The sequence below is a fragment of the Leifsonia aquatica genome (assembly GCF_014190775.1).
GTDB lineage: Bacteria > Actinomycetota > Actinomycetes > Actinomycetales > Microbacteriaceae > Leifsonia > Leifsonia aquatica.
Map to the genome: position 1 here is coordinate 439,009 of NZ_JACHVP010000002.1, position 26,949 is coordinate 465,957.

Annotated in this window: 25 protein-coding genes; 16 read left to right on the forward strand and 9 right to left on the reverse strand. The window is 70.9% G+C overall.

What is annotated here, in order from left to right; translation table 11 throughout:
* Nucleotides 1–89: 89 nt before the first annotated feature.
* The 4 genes from FHX33_RS12060 to FHX33_RS12075 all read left to right on the forward strand — a co-directional run bounded on the left by FHX33_RS12060 (nucleotide 90) and on the right by FHX33_RS12075 (nucleotide 5,903).
* Entirely contained in the window at nucleotides 90–2,972 is a 2,883-nt protein-coding gene (locus FHX33_RS12060) for a hypothetical protein (protein ID WP_246397261.1), read from the forward strand.
* An 83-nt stretch (nucleotides 2,973–3,055) separates the two neighbouring features.
* Nucleotides 3,056–5,299 carry a glycoside hydrolase family 3 C-terminal domain-containing protein gene (locus FHX33_RS12065; RefSeq protein WP_183428559.1) on the forward strand — a complete coding sequence of 748 codons (2,244 nt, stop codon included), beginning with the start codon at nucleotides 3,056–3,058 and terminating at the stop codon, nucleotides 5,297–5,299.
* A gap of 69 nt (nucleotides 5,300–5,368) precedes the next feature.
* A complete protein-coding gene (locus FHX33_RS12070; RefSeq protein ID WP_021764498.1) occupies nucleotides 5,369–5,581 on the forward strand; it encodes a hypothetical protein in 213 nt (70 codons plus the stop codon).
* A 25-nt stretch (nucleotides 5,582–5,606) separates the two neighbouring features.
* Nucleotides 5,607–5,903, forward strand: a complete 297-nt coding sequence (locus FHX33_RS12075) for a hypothetical protein (protein WP_021764497.1) — start codon at nucleotides 5,607–5,609, stop codon at nucleotides 5,901–5,903.
* A gap of 159 nt (nucleotides 5,904–6,062) precedes the next feature.
* On the opposite strand, the gene FHX33_RS12080 is transcribed toward FHX33_RS12075, so the two are convergent.
* The 3 genes from FHX33_RS12080 to FHX33_RS12090 form a co-directional block, all read right to left on the reverse strand.
* On the reverse strand, nucleotides 6,063–6,260 hold the full coding sequence (locus FHX33_RS12080; protein WP_021762919.1) for a hypothetical protein: 198 nt from the start codon (nucleotides 6,258–6,260) through the stop codon (nucleotides 6,063–6,065).
* 44 nt (nucleotides 6,261–6,304) lie between these two features.
* Complete coding sequence (locus tag FHX33_RS12085; protein ID WP_021762920.1) at nucleotides 6,305–6,610, reverse strand: hypothetical protein; 306 nt, start codon at nucleotides 6,608–6,610, stop codon at nucleotides 6,305–6,307.
* Nucleotides 6,611–6,696: 86 nt separating this feature from the next.
* Nucleotides 6,697–6,909, reverse strand: a complete 213-nt coding sequence (locus tag FHX33_RS12090) for a hypothetical protein (RefSeq protein WP_021762921.1) — start codon at nucleotides 6,907–6,909, stop codon at nucleotides 6,697–6,699.
* Between the two features lie 142 nt (nucleotides 6,910–7,051).
* On the opposite strand from FHX33_RS12090, the gene FHX33_RS12095 reads away from it, so the two are divergent.
* On the forward strand, nucleotides 7,052–7,978 hold the full coding sequence (locus FHX33_RS12095; RefSeq protein ID WP_039922159.1) for a phosphodiesterase: 927 nt from the start codon (nucleotides 7,052–7,054) through the stop codon (nucleotides 7,976–7,978).
* Here the strand turns inward: FHX33_RS12095 and FHX33_RS12100 are convergent.
* The gene (locus FHX33_RS12100) at nucleotides 7,962–9,557 is read right to left on the reverse strand and encodes a stealth family protein (protein ID WP_021762923.1); all 1,596 of its coding nucleotides are present in this window, start codon (nucleotides 9,555–9,557) and stop codon (nucleotides 7,962–7,964) included. The genes FHX33_RS12095 and FHX33_RS12100 overlap by 17 nt on opposite strands.
* A gap of 59 nt (nucleotides 9,558–9,616) precedes the next feature.
* Here FHX33_RS12100 and FHX33_RS12105 point away from each other — a divergent pair, with 59 nt between their 5' ends.
* The 11 genes from FHX33_RS12105 to FHX33_RS12155 all read left to right on the forward strand — a co-directional run bounded on the left by FHX33_RS12105 (nucleotide 9,617) and on the right by FHX33_RS12155 (nucleotide 18,406).
* Nucleotides 9,617–10,378, forward strand: a complete 762-nt coding sequence (locus FHX33_RS12105; RefSeq protein ID WP_021762924.1) for an alpha/beta fold hydrolase — start codon at nucleotides 9,617–9,619, stop codon at nucleotides 10,376–10,378.
* Nucleotides 10,379–10,574: 196 nt separating this feature from the next.
* Nucleotides 10,575–11,306, forward strand: a complete 732-nt coding sequence (locus FHX33_RS12110; protein WP_021762925.1) for a hypothetical protein — start codon at nucleotides 10,575–10,577, stop codon at nucleotides 11,304–11,306.
* A gap of 62 nt (nucleotides 11,307–11,368) precedes the next feature.
* Nucleotides 11,369–12,058: a hypothetical protein gene (locus FHX33_RS12115; protein WP_021762926.1), complete on the forward strand. Its 690-nt coding sequence runs from the start codon at nucleotides 11,369–11,371 to the stop codon at nucleotides 12,056–12,058.
* Nucleotides 12,059–12,152: 94 nt separating this feature from the next.
* Nucleotides 12,153–12,800, forward strand: a complete 648-nt coding sequence (locus FHX33_RS12120; RefSeq protein ID WP_155829013.1) for a hypothetical protein — start codon at nucleotides 12,153–12,155, stop codon at nucleotides 12,798–12,800.
* On the forward strand, nucleotides 12,797–13,381 hold the full coding sequence (locus tag FHX33_RS12125) for a hypothetical protein (RefSeq protein ID WP_021762928.1): 585 nt from the start codon (nucleotides 12,797–12,799) through the stop codon (nucleotides 13,379–13,381). Before FHX33_RS12120 ends, FHX33_RS12125 begins: the two co-directional genes overlap by 4 nt.
* On the forward strand, nucleotides 13,378–14,028 hold the full coding sequence (locus FHX33_RS12130; RefSeq protein ID WP_021762929.1) for a signal peptidase I: 651 nt from the start codon (nucleotides 13,378–13,380) through the stop codon (nucleotides 14,026–14,028). The genes FHX33_RS12125 and FHX33_RS12130 overlap by 4 nt, the downstream gene beginning before the upstream one ends.
* A gap of 65 nt (nucleotides 14,029–14,093) precedes the next feature.
* Nucleotides 14,094–15,428: an RCC1 domain-containing protein gene (locus tag FHX33_RS12135; RefSeq protein ID WP_039922171.1), complete on the forward strand. Its 1,335-nt coding sequence runs from the start codon at nucleotides 14,094–14,096 to the stop codon at nucleotides 15,426–15,428.
* Nucleotides 15,429–15,436: 8 nt separating this feature from the next.
* The gene (locus FHX33_RS12140) at nucleotides 15,437–17,071 is read left to right on the forward strand and encodes a hypothetical protein (RefSeq protein WP_155829015.1); all 1,635 of its coding nucleotides are present in this window, start codon (nucleotides 15,437–15,439) and stop codon (nucleotides 17,069–17,071) included.
* Nucleotides 17,071–17,478 carry an Ig-like domain-containing protein gene (locus FHX33_RS12145; RefSeq protein ID WP_021762932.1) on the forward strand — a complete coding sequence of 136 codons (408 nt, stop codon included), beginning with the start codon at nucleotides 17,071–17,073 and terminating at the stop codon, nucleotides 17,476–17,478. The genes FHX33_RS12140 and FHX33_RS12145 overlap by 1 nt, the downstream gene beginning before the upstream one ends.
* 78 nt (nucleotides 17,479–17,556) lie before the next feature.
* Nucleotides 17,557–17,892, forward strand: a complete 336-nt coding sequence (locus tag FHX33_RS12150) for a hypothetical protein (RefSeq protein WP_021762933.1) — start codon at nucleotides 17,557–17,559, stop codon at nucleotides 17,890–17,892.
* A 91-nt stretch (nucleotides 17,893–17,983) separates the two neighbouring features.
* The gene (locus FHX33_RS12155; protein ID WP_051336964.1) at nucleotides 17,984–18,406 is read left to right on the forward strand and encodes a hypothetical protein; all 423 of its coding nucleotides are present in this window, start codon (nucleotides 17,984–17,986) and stop codon (nucleotides 18,404–18,406) included.
* On the opposite strand, the gene FHX33_RS12160 is transcribed toward FHX33_RS12155, so the two are convergent.
* The 5 genes from FHX33_RS12160 to FHX33_RS12180 form a co-directional block, all read right to left on the reverse strand.
* The gene (locus tag FHX33_RS12160; RefSeq protein ID WP_021762934.1) at nucleotides 18,324–20,765 is read right to left on the reverse strand and encodes an HAD-IC family P-type ATPase; all 2,442 of its coding nucleotides are present in this window, start codon (nucleotides 20,763–20,765) and stop codon (nucleotides 18,324–18,326) included. The genes FHX33_RS12155 and FHX33_RS12160 overlap by 83 nt on opposite strands.
* A gap of 66 nt (nucleotides 20,766–20,831) precedes the next feature.
* Nucleotides 20,832–23,846, reverse strand: a complete 3,015-nt coding sequence (locus FHX33_RS12165; RefSeq protein WP_183428560.1) for an alpha-mannosidase — start codon at nucleotides 23,844–23,846, stop codon at nucleotides 20,832–20,834.
* An 8-nt stretch (nucleotides 23,847–23,854) separates the two neighbouring features.
* Entirely contained in the window at nucleotides 23,855–25,144 is a 1,290-nt protein-coding gene (locus FHX33_RS12170) for a glycoside hydrolase 5 family protein (protein ID WP_021760397.1), read from the reverse strand.
* Nucleotides 25,144–26,073 (reverse strand): carbohydrate ABC transporter permease, encoded by a 930-nt coding sequence (locus FHX33_RS12175; RefSeq protein ID WP_039921491.1) that lies wholly within the window; start codon nucleotides 26,071–26,073, stop codon nucleotides 25,144–25,146. The genes FHX33_RS12170 and FHX33_RS12175 overlap by 1 nt, the downstream gene beginning before the upstream one ends.
* Nucleotides 26,070–26,948, reverse strand: coding sequence for a carbohydrate ABC transporter permease (locus FHX33_RS12180; RefSeq protein WP_021760401.1), 879 nt, complete (start codon nucleotides 26,946–26,948; stop codon nucleotides 26,070–26,072). The genes FHX33_RS12175 and FHX33_RS12180 overlap by 4 nt, the downstream gene beginning before the upstream one ends.
* Nucleotide 26,949: the final 1 nt, after the last annotated feature.

The following is a 26,949-nucleotide window of genomic DNA, read 5'->3' on the forward strand; positions in this document are numbered from 1 at the left end:
CAGGCCTCCAGGTGTAGAGCGCCGTCGATTCGCACGGATGCCCAGGCTGGCCGCGCGTCCTCGCCGGGCGGTACCCTGCGCGCGTCGGCATGGCGCGGGAGGCTCTCATGGGCGTGTTCACCACCCTGTTCGGCGCGGCGCGCGAGGGCGCCCGCGACCAGAACATCCTGGAGCTGCGCATCCACGGCATCAAGAACACGCCGCCGGCCGAGATGCTCGGAGTGCCGCCGGGGGAGGTGCGGCCCGACCAGGCCGACGAGAACGGCGGGTTCTTCGTCCCCACCGTCGACCCGGTCGACCCCACCGACCCGGCGTACCCGCCGACGCGGATCCGGCGCGAGGGCTACTCGTGGGGTCTGATGGCGCGGTACGGCGGGGGTGCCCTGGTCATCATCGGGCAGTTCTTCGTGCAGCTGGCCTGGCTGCTCATCCTGCCCTTCGGGCTGTGCAACACGGCGTACTGGACGCGCCGCATCCCCCGGCAGACCGTCGCCGGCGAGTGGAGAGCGGGGCGCGGCGCCGCGTCGCTGCGGGTGTTCGCGCTCTGCCTGACGCTGCTCTACGTGTGCGCCCTGGCCTCGGTCAGCCTCGACCTGATCGGGTCGCAGTGCCTCGCCGGCACGGCGTCGTGCCCGTCGATGCCGGGATGGCTGAACGACTTCTTCGCGCTGCCCGACTTCGATCGGCGCGGCATCCGCCTGGCAATGCTCTCCCTGGTCCCCGTGCTCGGCGTCGTGCTCCTGCTGCTGGTCTCGCACACGGCGCGCACCCGCTACGAGGCGGGCATCTTCGGCACCGTGGACAAGATGCGGCACGCGGAGGAGCGGGGAGGCGCGGCGGCGTCGGCGCCGAACGGCCGCACCCCGCTGGCGACGGAGGGCTTCTGGGGCATGACGCGGGTGAAGCTCCCCTCCGAGCTGCTGCACCTGGCCGGATCGCTCTTCCTCGTCGCCGTGCTGCTCGGCTGGGACAACGTGTTCGCCGCCTGCTCGGGAGGCAGCAGCCGCATCCCCGCCGCCTGCTGGGGCGCCGACCCCGCGCCGCTCACCCGGTGGTGGGTGTCGGCGGCCGTGATCGCCGCGGTCCTCGGCCTCGTCGTCACCATCGCCCGGGTCATGGCCGACACCGACACGGTCACGCGCCGCCCGGGGGAGCTGACGAGCGCCGCACGGCGCAACCGGGTGCGCCGCAAGCTGCGGCGGCGCGAGGCGTGGGCGGGATGGACGCTGCTCGCGGCCGTCGTGGTCTACGTCGCCGTGTTCGTCGCGGTGGCCCTCCCCGACCGGGCGCTGAACTACGCGCGCATCCCCTTCCTCGGCCTGGTGGTCTCCCCGGCGATCGTGACCGGGGTGCTCCTGGCCATCGCGCTCTCGGCCCTCGGCTGGCGCCGGCTGCCCGAGTGGCCCTCCTCCGCCGCGCGGGTGAAGGAGTGGCTGCCGGCGGTCGTGTGCATCGTCCTCGTGGTGGTCGCCGGGCTCTCCGTCGCGCTCGCCGTTGTCCTGACGCCCGACGGGGAGCCGCCGCAACCGCCGTCGATCATGGCGTACGCGGTGAGCGCGGCGGCCCTGCTCGTCCTGGCGCTGATCATCGCGTTCGGGCCGTCCAGAGCGCGCCGTCGCGACGTGCTCCGCTACGAGGGCTGGAGCGGCACCGGGCCGGGTGTCGTCCTCCTGCTCTCGCTCGGCGGCGCCATGCTGCTCTCGACCCTCCTGGTCGTGGGGGCGCAGTGCTGGCTGAGCTCGCCGGGGGCGGTCCCCGCCTGCCCGCTCACTCCCGGTCAGGCGGCCCTCGTCACCCCGGGCGCGTACCGCAACTTCGGGAGCACCGTCCCGGCCCTGGCCGTGCTCCTCCTGCTGCTGATCGCGATCGTGGCCGTCGCCCGGATGAGCACCACGCCACGGCTCACCACCCCGCGCACCGAGGGCGGCCGCCCCCTCCGCGCTCCGTTGCGCCGCTACCGTAACGGCACCGTGCCGCGCGCGGGGTCGACCGGCAAGCTGACGACCCGGATGCTGCGCGCCCGCCGGTTCGCCGGGCTGTTCCACCGCGGCGAGCCCGTCCTCGGCGCGCTCGCCGGCCTGCTCGCCGTGGGCTGCGCCGTGTCGGTGTCGTTCCCCGACACGTGGCGGCCGACCGCCCTGCTCGACTTCGCCCTGCCAGCGCTGGGGCTGGTCGCCGTCACCGCGATCGTCACCATCGCCGAGAACGCGATCACCACCAAGGAGCGGCCGATCGGGATCATGTGGGACCTGATGTGCTTCCTCCCGCGCGCCGGGCACCCGTACGGTCCGCCCTGCTACGCCGAACGGGTCATCCCCGAGCTGCGCGGGCGTGTCGTCGGGTGGCTCGAGACCGACCTGCTGAAGGGCAAGATCGTCGACGGGCGCGACATCCGCACCGAGACGCAGCGGGCCGACGACGAACTCGCCGCGCTGGGCACCGCGCAGCGGCGCAAGGTCGTGCTGAGCGCGCACAGCCTGGGCGGGGTCCTGGCCGTCTCGTGCCTCTTCACCCTGGGGGCCGACGCGAAGGACGGCCTGCGCAACGTCGGCCTGCTCACGTACGGCACGCAGCTGCGCGCCTTCTTCGGCCGATTCTTCCCCGAGCTGTTCGGCGGGGAGGTGCTCGGGGTGCGCAAGAGCCAGGGGCCGTCGCTGTGGGCTGCGGATCCCTGGCTGAAGCAGGTGAACCGCGACCAGACCGCCCCGCCTGTCGTGCGGCCCGGCGACGGGCCGGAGCCCACGCTGCGCGAGCTGCTCACCCAGCCCGACGGCGAGATCGCCTGGATCAACCTCTGGCGCCGCACCGACTACCTCGGCTTCCCCGACGACTCGTACGACGACAACGACATCGACCGCGGCGCCGACGAGTTCGGGCCGACGAGGTACCTCGTGAAGGTCGCGACGCATCCCGGCTACCCCGCGTCGGCGCAGTACATGACGGCGCTGCGCGATCTGGCGCGGAAGATCTGACGAGAACTCCCTGTGAACCCTGGCCCGCTTAAAACCGAGTGTTGTAAGGTATTGCCACCACCCGGCCACATCGAAGGAGAACCATGGTCGACCGTCTCGTCCGCGCAACCGAACTGACCACCGAGGAGAAGGCGTCGATCACCTCCGGCGCGAGCTTCTGGGAGACGGAGGCGGTGCAGCGCGTCGGCATCCCCTCCATCTACCTCACCGACGGACCGCACGGCGTGCGCAAGCAGAGCCAGGGCGGCGACCACCTCGGCATCGGCGACAGCGTGCCCGCCACCTGCTTCCCGCCCGCGGTCGCCCTCGGCTCGTCCTGGGACGCCGAGCTGCTGGAGCGCGTCGGCCGCGCCCTCGGCGAGGAGGCCAAGGCCGAAGGCGTCGGCGTGCTCCTCGGCCCGGGCATCAACATCAAGCGGTCCCCGCTCTGCGGCCGCAACTTCGAGTACCTCTCCGAGGACCCGATCGTGAGCGGCCGCCTCGGCTCCGCCCTCGTCCGCGGCCTCCAGTCGCAGGGCGTGGGCGCCTCCCTCAAGCACTTCGCCGCCAACAACCAGGAGACCGACCGGATGCGCGTCAGCGCCGACGTCGACGAGCGCCCGCTGCGCGAGATCTACCTCCGCGGCTTCCAGCGCGTGCAGGATGCCCAGCCGTGGACCGTCATGTGCTCGTACAACCGCATCAACGGCGTCTACGCCAGCGAGGACCCGTGGCTGCTGACGAAGGTCCTCCGCGACGAGTGGGGCTTCGAGGGCCTCGTCGTCTCCGACTGGGGCGCGGTGAACGACCGCGTCTCCGCGCTCGCCGCGGGCCTCGACCTCGAGATGCCGTCCTCCGGCGGCGTCACCGACGCGCAGCTCGTCGCGGCCGTCCGCGACGGCTCGCTCGACGAGTCGGTGCTCGACACCGGCGCGCAGCGTGTCATCGACCTCGTGCAGAAAGCCGTCGACAACGCGGACGCGGACGCCTCCTACGACGTGGATGCGCACCACGCGCTCGCCCGCGAGGTCGCCGGCCGCAGCATCGTGCTGCTCAAGAACGACGGCGTGCTCCCGCTCGCCGCCGAGGCCGGCCGCCGCATCGCCGTCGTCGGCGAGTTCGCGCGCACCCCGCGCTACCAGGGCGCCGGCTCGTCGCAGATCGTCCCGACCCGTCTCGACAACGCGCTCGACGAGATCCAGGCTCTCGCCGGCGACGCCGAGGTGACCTTCGCCGCGGGCTACGCGCTCGGCACCGAGGGCGACACCGCCGCTCTTACGGCCGAGGCGGTCGCTGCGGCTTCCGCCGCCGACGACGTCCTGCTCTTCCTGGGCCTGCCGGGCGAGGACGAGTCCGAGGGCTTCGACCGCGAGCACATCGAGCTGCCCGCCGCGCAGACCGCGCTCCTGGAGGCCGTGCTCGCCGCCAACCCGCGCGTCGCCGTCGTGCTCTCCAACGGAGGCGTCGTGCGCGTCTCCGGCTGGGCCGACCGCGTGCCCGCGATCGTCGAGGGCTGGCTGCTCGGCCAGGCCGGCGGCGGCGCCGTCGCGGACGTGCTCTTCGGCGTCGTGAACCCGTCCGGCCGCCTGGCCGAGACCGTGATTGCCCACCTCGGGGACACCGCGGCGTCGATCAACTTCCCCGGCGAGAAGGGGCACGTGCGCTACGGCGAGGGCCTGTTCGTCGGCTACCGCGATCTGGATGCGCGGGAGGTGGCCGTCAGCTTTCCGTTCGGCCACGGTCTCTCGTACACGACCTTCGACTTCGGCGCCCCCGCGGTCGAGGCGACGGCCGACGGCGGCATCCGCGTCTCCGTGGACGTGACCAACAGCGGCGGTCGCGACGGCCGCGAGGTCGTGCAGGTCTACGTGGCGCTGCCCGGCTCGGCCGTGACGCGTCCGGTCCGCGAGCTCAAGGGCTTCGCGAACGTCGCGGTCGCCGCCGGCGCCACCGAGAGCGTCGTCATCGAGATCCCCGCCGACGACCTCGCCTACTACGACACCGATCTCGCCGGCTGGATCGTCGAGGGCGGCGACTACGTCGTCTCGGTCGGCGCCTCGTCCCGCGATCTGCGCGGCAGCGCGACGGTGAGCGTCGCCGGCGACGGCAAGGCCGTCCCGCTCTCGGTCGAGTCCACGCTCGGCGAGTGGCTGAGCCACCCGGTCGGCGCGCAGGTGCTCGGAGCTGCCCTCGCCCAGACCGGCGATGCCGCGGTCGCCGGGATGCTGGCCGACCCGGGGCTGCGCCGCATGGCCGAGGGCATCCCGCTCATCCGCGCCATCGGCTTCTCGGGCAACGCCGTCTCGCCCGAGCAGCTCGACCAGCTCGTGGCCGCAGCGAACGCCTAACCTACGCCGCTCCGACGGCACGGTGAACCCCCTTGCGAGAGCAGGGGGGTTCGGCGTTTCGTGGGGCCTATGAGCGATTCGACGGAGCAGGAGCCGGTGGTCGGCCACGATCCCACGAACGGGCTGGCCGGCGACCTCGAAGGAGACGACGGCGGCTCGGCCGAGCCGACCGCCGACCAGAACGTGATCCAGGACGTCATCGCCGATCTCGACCCCGACCGGGTCGACGACGCGGGCGAGGACGAGGCGGTCACCCCGTACAGCGAAGAGGGCGCCCCCTAGTCGGGGCCTCCGGAAGGAGCAGCGCATGAGCGACACGAGCGGACTGCAGAACGCCGACGCCGGGGGCGTCCCGGCGGAGGACCAGCCGGAGCGCTTCGAGGGCGGCGACCACGACGCGCAGGCGTCCGAGCCGGCCGAGACCGAGCCGGGGCAGGATGTCAGCGACGCCGGTGAGACCGGCGTCACCCCTGAGGGCGCCCAGGACGTGACGCCCGAGGCCGATCAGGCCGGTGACGGCGCCGAGCCGCCGCCCGCCGAGTTCGACCCGGCGCAGCAGCCGTCGAATCCCGACCTCGTGAAGAACACCGAGCCACCGGACTGAGCGCCCGGTCACCGCTGCGGCCCCGCCCCGTCATCCCGGGCGGGGCCGCTCTTCGTGCGCCCGCGATCTCGGCGCCGAGGCGGCGGATTCTGCGCCGTCTCGCGCCGAGGCGGCAGACTATTCGCCCACTCGGCGCCGCGCCCGCACTGCGCCGCCCGGTCAGGCGTCGCGGCGGCCGCCGAACATCCAGCCCGCACCGATCGCCAGCCCGGCCACGCAGAGCCCGATGCCGAGGGCGAGCACCGAGATGCCGCCTCCCGTACGCGGCACGATCAGGCCGACGACGAACAGCAGGGCGCCCACGTTCAGCAGCACGGCGGCGATCCAGCCGAGGGTCCTGCGCAGCGCCGCGTTCATCCCCGGTATCGTACTCGCCGCTGCTCCGCGGGGGCTGACCGCGGTCACGACCCGCCGAGGTTGCCCGTGCCTCCCGGTTCCGCTCCCGCGTCCAGGGACTCGTTGATGATCGACCCGACGAGGGTCTTCCAGTCCGAGCCCTCGCGCAGGGTCTCCGTCTCGCCCGGCGGGATGGTGCCGAACACGGGCTCGTGCTCCTCGCCCTCCGGCGCCACCCGCACCAGGGTGCCCAGCTCGGCGTGGGACTCGTCCAGCACGACCCACACTCCGGGCGCCTTCTTCTCGACGTGGAAGATGCGGTCCCGGTAGGGGTACCGGACGCTGGACATCTCGAGCTCACTGGCGGACATTGCTGGCCCCTTCGGTCGGTCTCCCGGTCTCACCAGCATCAAACGCCCGCGAGGCCGCCCTTGGCAAGATCCTCTCCCGCTGATCGCTAGTTGAAGATCGCCCACTCGGCGCGGTTCATCGCCGCCGCCTCGCCGTCGACGATGACGTGCCAATCGGTGTCGTCGCGACGGCGGTACTCGACGAGGAGGGTCGTGTAGGTCCACTCCCCAGCCTCCTTCGTCCACCGGATCAACGAGATGAGCTGCCCCTGGCGCAGATACGGCACGGCGATGAAGTCATCGTGCTTGGCGATGGTCATGCTGCATGCTAACTCCGGGGCGCGGCCGGCGGAAGAGTCTGAAATAAAGAAGATCGCGTTCCACGACCCCTTTCGGGGGTGGTCCCGGCGCCACGCCGCCCGCGTTCACGCTCCGTTCAGGCTGCGGTGGTGGACTGTCCGCGTGAAGACGCGAATCGCGGAGTACCCGCGGCCCGACCACTTCCTGCTGCATATCAGCGATACCCACCTGCTCGCAGGCGGGGCGCAGCTCTATGGTTCCGTCGACAGCGAGGCGCATCTGCGCGCACTGCTCGACGAGGTCGAGGCCTCCGGCGGACGACCCGAGGCGATCGTCTTCACCGGGGATCTTGCCGATCGCGGCGAGCCCGGCGCCTACCAGCGGCTGCGGGAGCTCGTGGAGCCTCTCGCCGAGCGGCTCGGCTCGCACATCGTCTGGGTGATGGGCAATCACGACGACCGCGGCGCCTTCCGCTCGGGTCTGCGCGGCGACGCCGCGACCGGTGAGCCGGTCGACGAGGTGCACTGGATCGGCGGGCTGCGGATCATCGTGCTGGACTCGTCCGTGCCCGGCCACCACTACGGCGATGTGAGCGAGTCGCAGCTCGACTGGCTCGCGGCCGAGCTGGCCAGCCCGGCTCCCGAGGGCACCATCCTGGCCATGCATCACCCGCCCGTGCCGAGCGTGCTCGACCTGGCGGTGTCGGTCGAGCTGCGCGACCAGGCCCAGCTGGCGGAGGTGCTGGAGGGCAGCGACGTGCGCAGCATCCTGGCCGGCCACCTGCACTACTCGTCGACGGCGACCTTCGCGGGCATCCCCGTGTCGGTCGCGTCCGCGAGCTGCTACACGCAAGACCTCAACGTGCCGGTCGGCGGCACGCGGGGCCGGGATGGGGCGCTCGCCTACAACCTCGTCCACGTGTACCCGACGACGGTGCTGCACTCGGTGGTGCCGCTCGGCGCCTTCCCGACCCTCGACTACATCGACGCGGAGGAGTCGGCGCGGCGGCTCGCGGCCGACGGCATCCGCATCCCACCGGCGCGCACCCCCGTGGCGGCGCCGGCGGAGCCCGTCACGCTTCCGGCGTGACCTCCCATGGCGCGGCGAACGGGAAGTAGCGCTCGAGGAAGTCGGTGACGACGCGCGTGCGCACGTCGGCCGGGATCTCGGGCTTCGAGCCGTCGTTCAAGCAGAACATGTCCTGGTCGCGCCGCTTCAGCAGGCGCTTCATGGTGTCGGGCGCCTGGCGCAGGGTCGTCTCGATGTAGAGCACCCGGGCCTGCGTCTGCGTCACGGCCCGGCCGGACATCAGCGCGTAGTAGTGGTACAGCGAGTTGGTGACCGAGATGTCGGTCGCCGACCGGAACGGGCTCGCGGCCGTGCGCCGGAACTCCTCCGCGAACTCCCGCTCCATCTCCTGCAGTACGTCGACCCGCAGCGGGGCTGCGCAGTGCTCGAGGTGCCGGGTCGTCACCGCGCCGAAGCGCTCCCAGAGCAGCCGCCGGTTCACGCGGGCGGCGTTCTCGAAGCCGCTGCGCGCCGGGTCGGACTCGCCGAGACCGATCCGGGTGCCGGCCTCGATGAACTTGGTGACGCCGCCGGGGGAGAAGAACACGTCCGGAGCGATCGGCCGCCCGAAGAACATGTCGTCGTTCGAGTAGAGGAAGTGCTGCGAGATGCCTGGGATGTGGTGCAGCTGCGCCTCGACCGCGTGCGAGTTGTGGGTGGGCAGCGTCGACGTGTCGGCGAAGAAGTCCTCGCTGCGCATGACGTTGATGCGGGGGTGCGAGGCGTCGAGCCATGCCGGGATGGGCGAGTCGGTCGCGATGTAGATGTTGCGCACCCACGGCGCGAACATGTGCACGCTGCGCAGGGCGTACTTGAGCTCGTCGATCTGCCGGTAGCGGGCCTCGTTGTCGTCGCCGTCGCCGACGACGTACGACGCCATCTGCGCGGCGCGCTGCCGCTGGTACTCGGCGCTCGAGCCGTCGACCCACGAGAAGACGATGTCGATGTCGAACGCCACATCGCTGGCGATCGGGTCGAACATGTGCTGGAGGGTGCGCCAGCGCCGCCCGTACAGTTCGACCTCCGCCTCCACGGCCTCGCCGCGCGGGAGGCTGGTGCGCATCAGCGCGTTGGGCCGCGGCGCCTGGATCTCGTCGTCACCGAAGCGCCACAGCTCCAGCTGGAACGCGGTCTCCGACCCGTACCGCAGCCGGCCGACCGGCTCCAGGCGCGGCCGGTACAGGCGGATGACGTCGGCCTTGCGGCGCGAGAGCCGGCCGTCGGCGATGAGCAGGGCCTCGTCGACGGAGCGCCCCTCCGCATCGACGGCGCGGGCGTAGAACGGCTCGCGGGCGAACGCCTCCGCGAGCACGGCCTCCAACTCCTTGCGGCGCCGCCGGTCGACGGCGACGATCAACCGGCCGTCGTCGTCGCGGACGAGCAGGAAGTCGAAGCCGGCCGCTTCGAGGGCGTCGTGGACCGCCAGCAGGTCCTCGATCATCGATTCGCGTGGCGTGAAGGGCCCCGACACCAGGGTGAACAGTCCCTTGCGGCGCACGATGTCCGCGCGCGCGAAGCGGGAGGTCGCTGGGTCGGAGTCGGCGGTGACGACGACGGGTTCGGGCTGGTCGGAGAGGGAGGCGGGAGGATGCTCTGTCATACAGTCCCCACTCTAGGCCGGGCGAGCCACTGCGCCGACCCCGGGTGTAGCCTCTGCGCGTGATCCCCACTCCGCTGCATCACGAATGGCACGGCGACCCGGACTCGCCGCACGCGCCGCTGCTGCTCATCCACGGCGGCGGTTCGACCATCGCGTCCAACTGGGGCCTGCTCCTCCCGCTGCTGTCGCCGACCCGGTCGGTGCTGGCGGTCGAGCTGCAGGGCCACGGACGCACGCCCGCCGGCGACGGCCCCGCGTCGTTCGAGCGCTCGGCGGACGACGTGGCCGCCCTCCTGTCGTCGCTGCACTGCGGCCCGGTGGATGTGCTCGGGTTCAGCAACGGCGGGCAGGTCGGTCTGCAACTCGCCGCACGGCATCCCGGGGCGGTCCGCCGCCTGATCGCCGCGTCCGCGCCCTTCCGCCGCTCCGGCATGGTGGACGGGTTCTGGGAGGGGCTGGAGGCCGGCACGTTCGACGACCTCCCGGCGCCGTATCGTCAGGCGGACTTCGCAGTCAGCCACGACGCCGAGCACGCACGCACGATGTTCGAGCTCGATCGTGCGCTGATGCTCGGCTTCGAGGACTTCCCGGACGACCTCCTCGCCGCGATCGTCGCCCCGACGCTCGTGGTCGTCGCCGATCGCGACGTCGTGCGGGTGGAGGAGGCGGTCGCGCTGGCCGCGCTGCTGCCGGACGCGCGGCTGCTCGTCGTCCCGGGGACGCACGGCGACTACCTGGGCGAAGTGCTCGCGGCGGGTGGGGACGACGGGGCGCTGCGCCGCACCCTGCCGTTCCTGCTCGCGCATCTCAGTGCCAGATAGAGGGCCGGCTCTCTCTCATCGTTACGTAGTAAACGCGCTCGAGTGCTGAAGTTTCACCGCATGCATTCGGAGTTCTGCTCTCGCTCATTGCCGCGCGATTCCGCGGATGGTTGATTGGGTTCGTCCTCGGCGATCTGGAATTTCAGATCCGGTATCGCCGGGAGTGATCCGATCCCATCGACCGCCGGAGCCCCCCATGACGCACCCCAGCCGCACGCGCCGCGATCTGCGACGCCGCGTGCTCGGCGTGCTGCCGGCCGTCGGTGCGGCCGCCATCGTGGCGAGCGCCGTGCTGGTCGTCGCCGGTACACCGCACACCTCGGCGGCCTACCGCGACGACGCGTATCTGAACCTGACCGCAGGAGGGGGCACGCCGATGGGCACGCCCTCGTACGACCTGATGTTCCGGTACCGCACCTCCGGCACCTGGAGCTCGGGCGAGTCCGGTATGTCCGAGTGGATCCAGGCCGACGCCGACGGCGGAATCGACGTGCCGGACGCCGTCAACTGCCGGACGCCGCTCATGGTCGCCGGAAAGACCTCCGACGCGTCGGCGTGCCACGCGGAGATCCAGGTGCGCAACATGAGCCCGCAACTCGCGTCCTTCCTCACGACGACGGTGGCGGCCGGCCCGGACTCGGATCCGGGTATGGCGGCCGCCGTGCGCTACGGGTTGTGGTCTGGGTCCCCCACCTCCCGATTCATCTACGTCGACAACAACCGCCTGGGCGCGGTGACGACGCTGGTCTCCGGCCCGGGCCGCACCGGCCCGCTGCTGACCGCGCACGGGACGGCGAACGACAACGCGCACCTCGAGTTCATCTTCTGGCTGTCCGACCAGGGAGCCGCCGGGAACGCAGCCCTCAAGGGCAAGAGCCTCAGCCTGCAGATCTCATTCGCGGGCCGGTCCGAGGTGCTCGGCCGGTAACGCCTCATCCCATCCCATCCCACCCCACACACGTCCGCGCCAGCTGCGGTACGGGTGCACCCATGCCGGATGCACCGAACTACGAAAGGAACACAGTGCAGACCTCCAAGCACAACGGTCGCCGTCGGGCGATCATCGCCGGCGGCGCCCTCCTCGGCGTTGCGGCCCTGACCACTGCTGCGCTCTTCACGGACAACGCCTACCTGAACCTCGGCGGGTCCGGCGACGGCAACGGCGAATTCAGCACCGGGGGCCGGCTGAACATCCAGGTCGTCCAGACCAAGGCCGACTTCACTCCGAAGCACGAGACCTTCGAGGCGGCCAAGGCGGCGGGAGAGTGGCAGGAGGCGAACGACCCGGCAGGTGTCTCGTTCGCGATCGTCGGTGCCGACGCCCTCATCCCGGGCGACGGGCAGTGGCGTAGCGTCAACATCCCGTTCATCAGCGACGAGGGCGGCTCGCTCGGCTACCTCGACGTCACCCTCGAAGACAAGGGCGGCGACCCCGTTCTGCGCGACGCGCTCCGATTCACCGTGTCCGTGGACGGCGCGCCCCTGCCGGGACTGACGAACGTCCGCTACTCCACGGTTCTGAAGAAGGCCATGGGCGGCGCCATCAACCCCGGTAACGGCGGCGTGCTCAAGGTCGCCGTGAACCTCCCCGACCAGGGCAGCGACGAAGCGAACAACGCGCTCGCCGGCAAGTCGTCCAAGATCCAGGCGATCATCCACGCGGAGAGCGAGCCTCGCTAGTGATCCGACGGTGGCGGGGAGGCGCAGCCGCCCCGCCACCGGTCGATTCCCATCCCCCTTCCCCCATCCCCGCCGAACGAGAATGGACCCGAGCGTGACCTCCCCCTCCACTCCTGCGCGCGCGACCGTGCCGCGCGGACGTCTGCGTGCCGTGCTGACCGCGGGTGTCCTGCTCGGCATCGGCGCGGTCTGCACCGCGGCGACCCTCTCCGGGTCCGCCCCCGTGCTGACCCACCTCGACGGCCGGACCAACTACATCGCGGTCCAGACCGTGGCCGCCGACGCGAATACCGAACTCCCCGCGTGGCCGAGCGAGGCGGAGAACTCCTCGTTCACTCTCGACCTCGGCGGTGACCGGCTCCTCGAGCCCGGCGACAGCCACACGTTCCGGATGGCGGTCCGCAACGCGAGTCCGCGACTCTCGGCCGACCTCACGATGACCATCACGCCGCCGCGGGCCGACACGGCCGCCGGACGAGATGCTCTCCGCATGTTCGAGGCGCTCCAGTTCACCGTTCGCGAAGGCAGCACCGTCCTCGTCGACCACGTCGGCGGCTCTGATGCGGCGCAGCTCGTCCGCCGGCTCCCCGGCACCGTCGGTTCGGGCGGCGTACGCCGGCTCGAGATCGACGTCGCGCTCCCCACGACGGCCGTCGGTGACCTCCAGGGCCTCCGGACGCCCGTCCAGCTCGCCTTCACCGGCACCAGCACCTATCCCGCCGACCGATCGGTCTTCGAATGAACAGGAATCTCGCGTTGCGTGCGTTCTCTCGCCTGCTGCTCGTCCTCGGTGCTGCCACCGTCGCTCTGAGCGTGCCGACGGCAGCGCAGGCGGCCGATCCCTTGCTCTCCGTCGAGAGCACCAGCGTGACGGTTCAAGCACCCGCTCCGGGTGAGACCTGGTCGCAGAGCTACTCCACCCGGAACATCAGCGCGGGTCCCGTGCGCGTGAGCGTCGCCCTCACCGACCGTTCCGGGACCATCTGGACGGGCCCGTTCCCGGTCGCCGTCTCGCACGACTCCGTCCGACTGGGCGACGAGCCGGTCTCCTTGGGATCGGTCGCACCCGGCGAACGCGCGAGCGTGACGCTCGACTTCTCGCAGTCGTACGAGGCGGGCAACGAGTACGCACGGCAGAGCGGCGACGTGACCGTAGTGTTCACCGCCGTCGCCGAGACCGCGTCCCAGCCGGGCGCAGAGGACCTCGCTCGAACGGGTGCCACGACAATGGTTCCGGCGATCGTCGCCGCCGTCGTCCTGCTCACCGCCGGTGCCGTCGTCTTCGTCATCGCGCGACGTCGATCGAAAACGCACGGAGTATGAGTCCCGGCTGGCGCGTGTACGCCGGGATCCGCAATGTGCTGCTCACAGCCGGAGCGGTGGTCGGCGGGGCGTGCATCCTCATCTTCGCGCTCGGAATGTTCCTCGGGGTGAAGCCGGCGATCGTGGTCTCCGGCTCGATGCTCCCCACGATCCCGGTCGGAGCGATGACGTTCTCGCTCGACCGCCCGGCTTCGCAGCTGGAGGTCGGCGACGTCGTCATGGTCGAGCGACCTGACGACCAGGGTCTCGTGACGCACCGGATCGTCGAGCTGGAGAAGACCGGTGGCCGCGCCTCGCTCACCCTCCAGGGTGACAACAACGACGTGACCGACCCCGAGCCGTATCTCGTGAAGCAGGCCGCGGTCGTCGTGTTCACGGTTCCGTTGCTCGGTTACATCGCCGACTACGTGCAGCGCCAGGGCATCCTCGTCGGAGTCATCCTCCTCAGCGTGATCGCGGCGCTGCTGGTGCTCGACCCGGCGAGGCTCGGTCGCCGACGCGAGGGCGAGCCGGAATCCGGGACCCCTTCCTCGCCCGAGACGACCGCCGAACTCGGCGTCGACGACGAACTCGACGTGGCGCAAGCCGACCCCATGACACGCCCTCGATCCGCCCGCCGTGCCGTGCGCAAGGAGAATGCCCAGTGAACAGCACCCCCACACCTCGGCGCAGGCGACGCGTCGCGCGACCAGTGCTCCTCGGAGCGGGTGGCGTGGCGATCGTGGCAGCGCTCGGCATGGTCGCCGTCACGGGCGCCGACTTCACGGATCGTGGTCAGTTCAACTACCGGGTGACCGCCGAGGGGTCCCCGCCCCCGACCACTCCGCCGGCCACCGGCAACGGCGTACCCTCGCAGAACTTCTCGAACCGGCACTCCCTCGCACGCAGCAAGAACGTCCTCTACGGCTGGGGCGGCGGCGTGACGACCGGCACTGGTGCCGGCTCGCAGTCCCTCCTCCCCGTCGTCATGCCGTCCGGCACGACCTTCACGGAGATCGCGGCAGGTCCGAGCCACAACCTCGCGATCGACCAGAACGGTGACATCTGGGGTTGGGGCAACGGTCTCCAGGGCGCGCTCGGACCGGCGGGCAACACCGCGGTGTCCACCCCGATCAAAGTCACGGCGACGTCGACGAAATTCCGCAAGGTGGCGGCCGGCGGCTACGTCAACCTGGGCAACGGGTCGGTCAACACCGGAACGAGCTTCGCGATCGACACCAACGGCAACCTGTGGAGCTGGGGCTCCTGGAACGGCGGCATGTCCACGGCCTGGACGGTGCTGGGCGATGGAAGCCGCGCCAGCAGGAGCACCCCCCGGCAGATCACCACGGGCATCGACTTCGTCGACGTCGCGGCCGGGTGGGAGAAGAACGCGGCCGTCACCCGCGATGGCTACGTGTACACGTGGGGGAGCAACCACTACGCCAGCCTCGCCCTCTCGGACACCTACTCCACGTCGGCGGTGCCGACGCCGACACGGTCCCCGTACCTCAAGAACATCGTGAAGGTCGCCTTCGGCGGACGCACCGCCTACGCCATCGACGGCGAGGGTTTCGCCTGGGTGTGGGGCAACAAGAGTCCGACGCTGGGCGCCAGCACCCTGGGCGGCGCGAGCGCGACCGACTGCAAATGGTCCTCCAGCAGCGAGCAGACGACCGCCTCAGCCGCCGTCTGCGTCCCGGCCCGTGTGCCACGCGGCAGCAATCCTCCGTACACGGACATCTCCGCCGGCGAGTCGAATGTCTACGTTCTGGATGCGGCCGGGGCGGTCTGGAGCTGGGGCGGCAACCGATTCGGCAACACCGGCGACGGCACCCTCGGCACCATCGCGAACAGGGACACCCTCGTCCCGACGAAAGCGATCTTCCCCGCCGGAATCAAGGTGGAGGCGGTCGTCGCCGCGTACTTCGGCGGCGTGGCCGTCGATACGACCGGCGGAGTCTGGACCTGGGGGCGTGTCGGCATGACCGGCACCAACCTCCTCGGCGACGGCCGGAACACGTGGGGGGATCAGGACGGCCAATTGACCCCGAAGAAGGTGAAGTGATGCGACGCGTGAGATCACTCAGACGACTCCCTGTGCTGCTGCTCGGTGTGCTGCTGGCCATCGTGCCCGCAGCGACCGCAACGGCGGAAACCCACGTGTACGGGGAGGTCGCGATCTACTCGTACGACGATCAGGATGTCAGCAAGGTCAGTATGTCCGGCGACCTGCTCGCTGTGAGCCGCACAGGCCGTGCGGTCGAGGTGATGCGTGTCGACGACACGGGGGCCAAGCTGGACTCCGATACGGTCCCGGCGCCGGAGGGCATGACGCGTTTCGGCTACTCGATCGCGATCGACGAGGCGAGCGGTCGTCTGTTCGTGGGGACGAATGACTCCGTCGTGCTCGAGTACGTTCTCTCGACCGGAGGGGGAGGCTGGCGCTGGCTCCCGGGCAGGACCTTCGTCGCGGCCGGATCGAGCGGCTTCGGGGAATCCCTCTCCGTGCACGGCGATCGGCTCGCCGTGGGCGCATACGACACCGATTTCGGCGCGGGCGCCGCCTACGTCATCGACCTCGGATCGGGTGCCGTGCAGCGCGCGGGCGTCACCGGCCTCTATCTGACCGCCGGCATGGGAGACGAAGTCCTCCTCACCGACCGGTACCTCATCGCCAACGCGCACATGATCAAGAAGTGGCCGGGCGATGGCAGGAGCATCCAGACGGGCGGGGTCTACATCTGGGATCTCGCTGACCTGTCCGCCCCGCTCACGTTCCTCGACCATCCGCTCTGGGGGGTCGACGTCGCGGAGCACAAGACGCGCATCTACGAGGACGCGGGCGGAACCGCGGGCTTCGGTTACCAGATCGCGGTGACGGACGATTACCTCTGGGTCTCGTCCCCCGCGGACATCAACTACACCTCCGACGATCTCCGCGATCCGGTCGGCGGCATCGTCCAATCCGCACTCGATTCCGGCACCACGACCCAGGGCGCGATGTACCGCTTCTCGCTGGGCGACTTCACGCAGGTCGGCCCGAGGATCATCCCCCCGCCGCACGAATTCAGCATGGGCCACAACATGACCGCCGTCGGCAACGCCGTGCTCGTCTCGGCCGAGACCAACGCGGACGGGCGAACCGGACGCGTGCATGTCTACGATGCCGACGCGATCCCCACGACGGGGACCCCGGGGGATCTGATGCGTCAGCAGCCCGAACCGGTCCAGGACTTGCAGGGCTCGGACTCACGGCCGGGCGACCGGTTCGGTGCCCTCTACTCGAACGGCGTGCTCGCTGCCGACGGCGGCCGGGCGATCATCGCGAGCAAGGGGTCGGCCGGTGGGTCCCGCGGCAAGGCCTACCTCTTCTCCCCGATCGTCCCGAACGTCGTCGAGTGGCCGATGACCCTCGAGGCCCCGGACATCGTCTACGGCCAGGAGGGACGCGTCGTCGCGAGCGTTCCGGGTCTGACCGGGCCCGTGCGGGTCACGCTCGCACTCGACGGGGACGAACGGGAGGCGGACACGAATGCGGACGGGGTCGCGGAGTTCGTCTTCCGGCCCGCGCAGCATCCCGCCGGGACGTATCCCGCCGAGGTCTCCTTCCTTGCTCGGGGTGGACTGGACTCTGGACATGCGACCGGTGAGTACGTCGTCCGCAAGGCGCCGACCACCGTCGTGAACACGAAGGTGGAGGTGCGCTGATGGTCCGGACGACCTTCGCCCCGCTGATCCGCGCGGCCGTCGGCCTGTCGCTCTCGGCACTGATCGCGGCGGGCATGCTCCTCGCCGGCGGTCTCGGCCCGAGCACGACCACCGCCGCCTACCATGACGACGCCTATATGAATCTCTCGATGACGGTCGTCGACAAGCGCACCGCCGTCGTCACCGGCCGAATCGAGGCGCAGTACGGCACCATCCCGACAGGCACGGTCACCCTGGTGCGCGGCGCGGACACGCTTGCGACGGCGACGCTCGACGCCGGCGCCTATCGGTTCGAGCTCGCCGTGCCGATGACGTGGTCCGGAGACGTGGAGCTGGAGGTCGTCTACGGAGGCGACGCCAACCACGACGCCAGCCGGAGCGCCGTCACGGTCTCCCTGGGCGCCTGAGACGGCCGATTCTGAGGGTTCTCTGAGGATGACTCGGTAAGATGTCAGATTCTCGTTACTGAATCACCGGAGGTGGCCATGAAGACGTTCGTTCGTCGTGTCGGCAAGCTGAGCGCGGACGAGATCGCGCGTCTCGTCGAACTGCAGCTCGCTGCCCAGCGCAATGGCCGGGCGGCACTCGAGAAGACCGCGCGCGTCAAAGTCTCGCGCCTCGACGCGGAGCACGACCTGGTCGCCGAGATCGACGGCGCGTTCCTCGAGTCGGCCCGCGCGGTCGGCTACGTGGGTGCACGTCAGGCGGCCCAGTCGGCGGTCCGGTGGGCCGGCCTCGGCGAGGCCTACCGGGAGCAGCTGGAACCGGAAGAGGTCGAGGCCCTGCAGGCGGTCTGGACGGCGGCGATCGCCAAGCGCTGATACGCAGCGCACGAGCGCAGCAGTCCGGGCCCGCCGACCGCGGGCCTTTTTCGTACGCGGCGGTGACCGTGTCGCGTCATATGATCCGAGCATGACGCGCGTGCGAGTGGAGCGGCCCCCGGCGGAGCTGATCGTCGCCATCGTGCTGTCGTACGTGGTCGGGATCGGGCAGATCGCGGCCGGAATCGTGCTGGTGTTCGTGCGCTACGCCGACGGTCTCGACGGCACCGAACGGTTCATCGTGACGCTGGTCGGCGCGCTGACGATGCTGCTCGGGCTGCTGGTCGTCTCGCTGGCGTCCGGTCTCGGCCGGGCCCGGCGGGACGCGCGCGTGCTGCTCACCGCGCTGATGTCGGTGTCGGCCGCGCTCGGCGTCTACGTGCTGATCACGTCCCCCGGCGACCTGTGGTTCCGCCTCATCGACGTCGTCGTCACGGCCGCGGTGATCGCGGTGCTGTGGACGGGGCGGGTGGCGCGCTTCTTCGCACGAAGCGACGGTGCGCGAACCGGATGATCTCGATCGCCCCGATCGTCGCCAGCGAGGTGACCAGCACGAGCAGAGCCGTCACCAGCGACGGGTCGCTGAACTGCAGGAAGTCGTAGACGATCGGCACCGAGTAGACCAGCACCAGGCCGATCATCATCGCGCCGATGATGAGGATCTTCCAGCCGTCGATCGGCCGCGAGAGCACGGTCAGCACCCACAGTCCGACGATGGTGAGGATGAGCGTCGACCCGGTCCGCAGCTCGGGCTCGTGGATGCCGGCGGAGGTGGCCGCCCAGGCGTACAGCCAGAGGGCGGCGGCGATCACCAGGCCGGCCGGCAGCGCGAAGCTCAGCGACCGGCGCAGGAAGCCCGGCCGGTAGCGCTGCGCGTTCGGCATGAGTGCCAGGAAGAACGCGGGCAGGCCGATGGTGAGCCCGTCGATCACCGAGAGCTGCCGCGGCAGGAACGGGAACTGCATCAGCGTCGCCCCGAAGATCACGGCCAGGGCGGTCGCGTAGGCGGTCTTGGTCAGGAACAGCATGGAGACGCGCTCGATGTTCGCGATGACCTGCCGCCCTTCCGCGACGACCGAGGGCAGGTGCGAGAAGCGGCCGTCGAGCAGCACGAGGCGCGCCACGGCCTTCGTCGCAGGGGAGCCGGTCTCCATCGCGATGCCGATGTCGGCCTCCTTGATCGCGAGGGCGTCGTTCACCCCGTCGCCCGTCATGGCGACCGTGTGTCCCGCGGCTTTGAGCGCGATGACGATCCGCTTCTTCTGCGTCGGGGTGACGCGGCCGAAGACGTTGTGCTCTTCGAGCACGGCGGCGAGGCCGGCGTCGTCCTCCGGCAGCTCGCGCGCGTCGAAGCCGGTGGGCGCGTCGAGCCCGACCTCGCGGGCGATGGCGGCGACCGTCTGCGGGTTGTCGCCGGAGATCACGCGCACGGCGACCTCCTGCTCGGCGAAGTAGCGGAGCGTCTGCGCCGCGTCCTCCCGGATCTTCTCGCGGAAGGTGAGCAGGGTGACCGGCTCGAGGGCGGCCGGCAGCTGCTCGGCGGCGACCAGAGCGGGGGTCAGGACTTCGGGTGAGAAGGCGAGGACGAGGGTCCGTCGCCCGGTCGCGGCGAGCTCGACGGCCTGCGCGCGCAGGTGCTCGCCGCCGGTTCCCGTCGCCGGGAACACCATCTCGGGGCCGCCGAGCACCCAGGTCCCGCCCGCGTCGGTGTCGGACGCGAAGGCGACCGCGCTCCACTTGCGGGCGGAGGAGAACGGGATGCGCGCGACCGGCTCAGCAGGCGGCGGCGTCGAGAAGGGCGCGGCCAGGCAGCGCGCCGTGGCGTTCGCGTCGGGATCGGCGCCGTACCAGGCGAGCACCTCCTGCCAGCCCGCGGGGGGCTCGGCTCCGGCGGGATGCTCGCCGTCGAAGACGATCTCGCCCTCGGTGAGGGTGCCGGTCTTGTCGAGGCAGATCGTGTCGACGCGCGCGAGCCCTTCGACCGCCGGGAGCTCCTGCACGAGGACCTGCTGGCGGGCGAGCTTCACCGCGCCGACTGCGAACGCGATGCTGGTCATCAGCACGAGCCCGAGCGGGATCATCGCGACGACGGCGGCGATGGTGTTGACCGCCGCCTGCTGCCACTTGCCGTCGGCGATGGCCTGCCCCCAGCCGCCGAGGGCGATCATCTGGGCGTTGAGCACCAGCAGCGCGATCGGTCCGACGATCCAGGCGATCCAGCGCAGCACGCGGTCGATGGAGGAGCGCAGCTCGCTGGCGACGAGCGAGAACTTCTTGGCCTCGCTGGCGAGCCGGTTCGCGAACGAGTCCGCGCCGACGGCGGAGACCTGGGCGCTGCCCTCGCCGCCCACGACGATCGATCCGGAGAGCACCCGGTCGCCGGGCGCCTTGTCGACGGCGTCCGATTCGCCGGTGAGCATGGACTCGTCCAGCTGCAGCCGGGACGACGCCGTCACGGTGCCGTCGGCCGGCACCTGGTCGCCGGCGCGGAGCAGCAGGAGGTCGTCGAGCACGACCTCCGCCACGGGGATCTCGTGCACCTCCCCGTCGCGCCGCACCCGTGCCGCCGGGGCGTGCATGAGCGCGAGCTTGTCGAGGGCCGCCTTCGCCCGGAACTCCTGCACCGACCCGATGATCGTGTTGGCCAGGGCGCTGATGCCGAAGAGGGCGTCCTTCCAGTGCCCGAGCACGAGCAGCACGAGGAAGCACGCCGCGATGATGGCGTTGAACAGGGTGAAGACGTTGGCGCGGACAATGCTCCAGGCGCTCCGGCTCGATGCCGCGTCGTATGCGTTCGTCTGCCCGCGCGCGACGCGCTCGCTCACCTGGGCCTGAGTCAGCCCCTCGGCCTCCGCGACCGCCCGATCGGTCATGCGCCCCTCCGCTCTCGCGTCGGTGTCAGCGTACGGCACGGTCCGATCGGGCGGTCCCTCGGGCGGCTAGACCCGGCCCACCGTGAAGCGCAGGGTGCGGACCTCGAACGGTGCGAGGGCGAGGTCGAACGCGCCGTCCTCCGCAGCCGCGAGCGCGTCGAGGGGCTCCTCGAGCAGCGTCGTGGTGCGCGCCTCGCCGACGGCCGCATCCACTCGCACCCGCGCCGTCGCGCGGCGGCCGGCCGGCTCGTACAGCCGCACGACGAGGTCGCCGCTGCGGTCGTCGGCCAGCTTGACGCTGGAGAGCAGCGCGCCTCCCTCCACCGCCACGAGCGGGGCGACCTCCTGTGCGCCGTGCAGCGTCCGGGCATCCTGGTTCAGGAGGATGCCGGCCTGCGTCGCCTCGGTGAGCGTCGTCCCGATCACGAGGCCGTAGCGGTGGGTCTGGACGCCCTGGTCGGTCTCCGGGTCGGGGAACCGCGGGGCCCGCAGCAGCGACAGGCGCAGCGTGGTGGTGACCTCGCCATCCGCCACCGAGCGCTCGGTGTCGTAGCCGTACACGGAGTCGTTGACGAGCGCGACGCCGAATCCCGGCTCCTCGACCAGCACGAAACGGTGCATCGAGGTCTCGAACTTCGCGGCCTCCCACGAGGTGTTCGTGTGCGTCACCCGCTTCTGCGCGCCGAACTGCGTCTCCGCGACGGTGTGCTCGGCGCGCACGTCGAGCGGGAACGCGACCTTGAGGAACTTCTCCGTCTCGTGCCAGTCGGTCGACTGGGCGATGGCGAGCGTCCGGGATCCGGGAGCGAGCTCCAGCGTCTGCTCCACCGTCGACTGCGAGAAGGAGCGCCGCACCGTGACGCGGGCCACTCCGTCCGCGTCGATGCGCGCGTCGAGGGCGTCGACACCGCGGAGGTCCTCGACGCGATTGCGGTAGAACCGGTCGACATCCCACGCGTCCCACATGTTCGGGAAGTCCTGGTGCAGCTGCAGGAGGTTCGCCTCGCGACCGGGTGCGATCGCGTCGCGGCCGGTCGAGAGGTCGATCGCCGACGTGACGAGTCCGTCGCGCGAGACGGTGACCGACACCAGCCCGTTCGCAAGCACGAACCCGTCGGCCGTCTCGGTCAGGGTCGCGGCCGTCTCGTGCGCGGTCGCCGCTCCGATCGCGTGCGCGGCCGTCGCGCCGAGCGTGGCCGCCGCGGGGTTGGCCACCAGCACGCGGTCGCCCTCCCCTGCGAGCGCCTGAAGAGCGGTCTCAATGAGGCCCTCGAGCTCCGCCGCGACGCGTGCGTACGTCTCCACGGCCTCCCGGTGCACCCAGGCGATCGACGTGCCGGGCAGGATGTCGTGGAACTGCAGCAGCAGCACCTGCTGCCACAGGGCGTCGAGGCGTTCGTACGGGTAGTCGACGCCGGCCCGCACCGCGGCGGCGGAGCACCACAGCTCGGCCTCGATCAGCAGGTGCTCTGCCCTCCGGTTGCCCTGCTTGGTGCGGTGCTGCGAGGTGAGCGTCGCCCGGTGCAGTTCGAGGTAGAGCTCGCCCACCCAGACAGGCGCGTTCGGGAGTTCGGCGCGTGCCCGCTCGAAGAAGGCGTCGGGATGCTCCCACGCGACGCGGGCGCTGCCCTCCAGATCGGCGAGGCGAGCGGCCGTCCCCACCATCTCCCGGGTCGTTCCGCCGCCTCCGTCGCCCCAGCCGACCGGTGCGATCGATCCGGTGGCGCGGCGGTTCTCGCGGAACTGGCGGGAGGCCTTGGCCACCTCCTCGCCCGAGAGGCGCGAGTTGTACGTGTCCATCGGCGGGAAGTGCGTGAACACCTGCGAGCCGTCGATGCCCTCCCAGAGGAAGGTGTGGTGCGGGAACGTGTTGACCTGGTTCCAGGAGATCTTCTGCGTGAAGAACCACTCGAATCCCGCGCGACGCATCAGCTGCGGCAACGCGGGGGAGTAGCCGAAGCTGTCGGGCAGCCAGACGCCCCTCGGCGCGATGCCGAACTCCTCGCGGAAGAACCGCTGCCCCTGGCTGAACTGCCGCACGAGCGCCTCGCCCGTCGGCATCACCGTGTCCGACTCGACCCACATGCCGCCGAGGGGCAGGAAGCGCCCGGCGGCGACGGCCGCGACGATCCGCTTCCACACCTCGGGCCGGTGCTCCTTGACCCACGCGTACTGCTGGGCGCTCGACATCCCGTAGACGAAGTCGTCGGTCTGGTCGATGAGGTCGGCCATCGAGGAGGTCGTGCGCGCCACCTTGCGCACCGTCTCGCGCACCGGCCAGAGCCAGGCGGAGTCGATGTGTGCGTGCCCGACGGCGGAGATCCGGTGGGCCGACGCGTCGGCGGGTGCGGCGAGGGCGGGGGCGAGCGCCGCACGGGCCGAGGCCGCCGTCTCCGGGATGCGCTGCAGGTCGAGCGCGTCGAGCGCGTCGTCCAGGGCCTGCAGGATGCGCATGCGCCGTGGCCCCTCGGGCAACTCGGCCTGCAGCTCCAGCAGCACCGCGATGTCGAGACCCAGCTCGTGCACCTGGGGCTCGAACACGGTGAGGTCGAATCGGCGGGTCGTGTAGAGCGGCTTCGGCGACGAGGTCAGGATGTCGCCCTCCTGCGTGGGGAGGAAGGGGTGGTAGTCGAGCAGGACGGGGTTGGCCGCGGCCTCCACGTACAGCTCGACCGGCTCCCCGCCCGCAGCGCTCTCGGCGACCAGCACCCACTGGTTGCGCGGATTGATCGACTTCACCGGCGTCCCGTCCGGCCGGTAGACGAGGCCCTCGCACTGGAAGCCGGGCATGTTCGTGTCGAACCCGAGGTCGGCGACGATCTCGATGCGTCGCCCGGCCCATTCGGTCGGAACCTTGCCGGTCAGCCGGAACCAGGTCGTGCCCCAGGCCGGTCCCCACGGCATGCCGACGACCGTGGGCGTGTACTCCAACGCGAGACCCTCCGCCGGCGGGATGGGCTCCCCCGGCAGCTCGTTCCAGGCCACCTCCAGCGGGACAGAGACGCCGTGCGTCGCCGGCAGGATGCGCTCGTCGAGCACGCGTCGGGCGCGGCCGGTGGTGAGGGTGATGTCGTCGTGCATGCTGGCCTTCAACTTTCTGGGTGGGTCAGGGCGGTCGCGACGGCGAACGGGCCGTCGATGAGTCGGTGGATGCCGCGGGTGCGCAGGGCGGCCTCGTCGGCGGATCGGGAGCGGAGGACGACCTGCGGTCCGTAGCCGAGCTGCTCGGCCGCGTCGAGCCAGGCGAGCGAGAACCGTCCCCCGGGTGCGCAGGAGCGCCGGGCGTCCGGAACGGGGAGCCCGCGCTCATCGACGTCGTCGAGCACGATCGCCGTCTCCGGCGCGGGCGCGGCCGGCGAACCGCGCAGCTCTCCGGCCAGCTCGGCGAAGCGGGCGCCGACCGGTTTCAGGACGCCGTCCGACGTGAACAGCCCGAGGTCGTACTCGAGGTCGGGGAAGTCGACGAGCGCGCGTGAGACGTCGTGCGAGCACCACCAGGTGACGCCGAACGCCTCCTGCACACCGGCGGCGTTCCGGATGGTGCGCTCGACGAACTCCGGAGCGTCGACCGGGGGGATCACGTTGGTGGGCGCGCCGACCTCCTGCAGCCAGTTGGGCCGGAGCGGGTCGCGGTTCCAGGCGGCCGCCAGCTGCATCAGGTACTCACCGTGCCGAACCGATCCGGCACCCAGCGGGCCGTGCACGCGCCCGGCGCCGTTGAACACCCAGGAGTGCGTCACGGTCATGTCGCCGTGCTCGGCGGCGTGGGCGGGCCCGAACGGCTGGTGGTCGTCGTACCAGGCGGCGTCGTACTGGGCGACCGTGACCGCGGGCGCTCCCCGGTGGCTGCCGCCGAGGCCGTCGCGTGCCGCGGCGACCATCGTCCCGAGCCAGCTCTCCGCCTGGCCGGGAGCGACCGCGTGCGGTGCGGGATGCGGCGCGTGCGCGAACTGATTCAGCTCGTTGCCGATGGTCACGCCCAGGAGATTCGGCCGACCGGCGACGGCCGACGCCAGCTGCCGCACGTACGCGGCCGTCGAGCCGACCACGTCCGGGTCGGTGAACAGGTTGCGGCGGTGCCAGCTCTCGAGCCATGACGGCAGGAAGTCGAAGCTCGACAGGTGCCCCTGCAGCGCGTCCACGTTGACGTCCAGGCCGAACGAGGCGGCGATGTCGACCACCTGCACGACGTCGTCGAGCGCCGATGTGCGCACGAGGGAGCGGTTGGGCTGCACGATCGGCCAGAGCGGGAAGATCCGCACGTGGTCGGCGCCGAGGGAGGCGACGGCCTCGAAGTCGCGCGCCACCGCCGTCGGCGAGAAGTCGAGCCAGGAGTGGAACCAATCCACGGAGGGGGTGTAGTTGACGCCGAACCGCATCAGCCCTTCACACCTCCCTCTTCGACGCCCTTGAAGAAGAACCGCTGCAGCACGGCGAAGACGATCGCGATCGGGATGAACGCGATCATGGTGCCGGCGGCGATCAGCCGCTGATCGTTGGAGAAGGTGCCCTGCAGGTATTGCAGGCCGACCGTCAGGGTGAGGTTATCCGGCGACTGGAGCACGATCAAGGGCCAGAGGAAGTCGTCCCACGCGCCGATGAATGCGAAGATCGCGACGACCGCGATGGTGCCCTGCACGACCGGCAGCGCGATGTGCCGCAGCCGTTGCCAGGCGTTCGCACCATCCATCACCGCCGCCTGGTCGATCTCCTCCGGGAGCTGCCGGAACGCGTTGTACATCAGCAGCACGTTGAGCGCCGCGATCATCCCGGGCAGCGCGACGCCGGCGAGGGAGTCGGCGAGCCCGAGATCCTTGATCGTCACGAACTGCGAGATGATCGTCGCCTCGCCGGGCAGCACGAGCGTCGCCAGGAAGAGCCCGAGGACGACCTTGCGCCCGCGCCACCGCAATCGGGCGATGGCGAAGCCCGCGAGGGTGGCGAACACGATGTTGCCGATCACGTCGATCGCCGCGACCACCAGCGAGTTGCCGATGTACAGCCACACCGGGATCGCGTCGGCGACCTTGGCGTAGTTCTCGAGGGTCGGCTGCGCCGGGATGAACGACGGAGACGCCGTGTAGATGTCCTCGCCGCTGCCCTTGAGCGATGTCGAGAGTTGCCACAGGAACGGCCCGACCGTGATGAACAGCACCACGACGAGGAGCACGTAGCGGAAGATGCGCTCGCCGCGGGACATGACGCCCCACGCCCGGCGTCGACGGCGGCGAACAGGGGCGGTGCGCGGCTCCCTGCCGTCCGGCTCGGGCACGGACGGCGCCGGAGTGTCTGCGATGGTCTGGGTCATCGGTCCGCCTTGTTGTTGATCCGGGCGAGGACGAGCATCGGCACGAGCGTCACGGCGAACAGCAGCAGGCTGAGCGCCGAGGCGTAGCCGAGGTTGCCGGTGAAGCCGCGGGCGTACTGCTGGATGAGCATCACGAGCGACTGGTCCTGACCTCCCGGGCCGCCCGTCCCGTTGGTCAGGATGTAGAGCTCGCTGAACACGCGCAGTGCCGAGACGCAGACCAGGATGCCGATGAGCGTCATCGTTCCGCGCACGCCGGGAACGGTCACCGACCAGAACCGCCGCATGGCGCCCGCGCCGTCGATCGCGGCGGCCTCGTGGAGGTCTTTGCCGACGTTCGCGAGCGCGGCCAGGAAGATGATCATGTAGTAGCCGAGGCCTTTCCAGACGGTCAGGCTGATCGCGCTGAACAGCAGGAGCCAGCGGTCGGTGAGGAACGGGATCGGTCCCTGGACGACGCCGAGGGCCTTCGCCATCTCGTTGATCACGCCGCGGTCGTCGAGGATCCACGTCCAGATGAGCCCGACGACGACCGCGGACGCGATCACGGGCGTGTAGTACGCCGTGCGGAAGAACGCGATGCCCGCCATCCGCTTCTCCACCAGCATCGCCATCAGCAACGGGAGGAGCGTCAGCAGCGGCAGGCAGACCGCCATGTAGATGACGCTGTTGAGCAGCGCCTCCCACACCTGCGGGTCGGCCAGCAGCTGCTCGAAGTTCTTCAGCCCGACGAAGTCGGTCGCCCCGCCGAGCGGGCTCGCGTTGGTGAACGAGAGCCGCACGGTGTTGATCGACGGCCAGACGCTGAAGACCAGCAGCCACAGGAGCGCCGGGGCGACCAGGATCCACGGGGTGAACCAGCGGTTCGCGCGCATC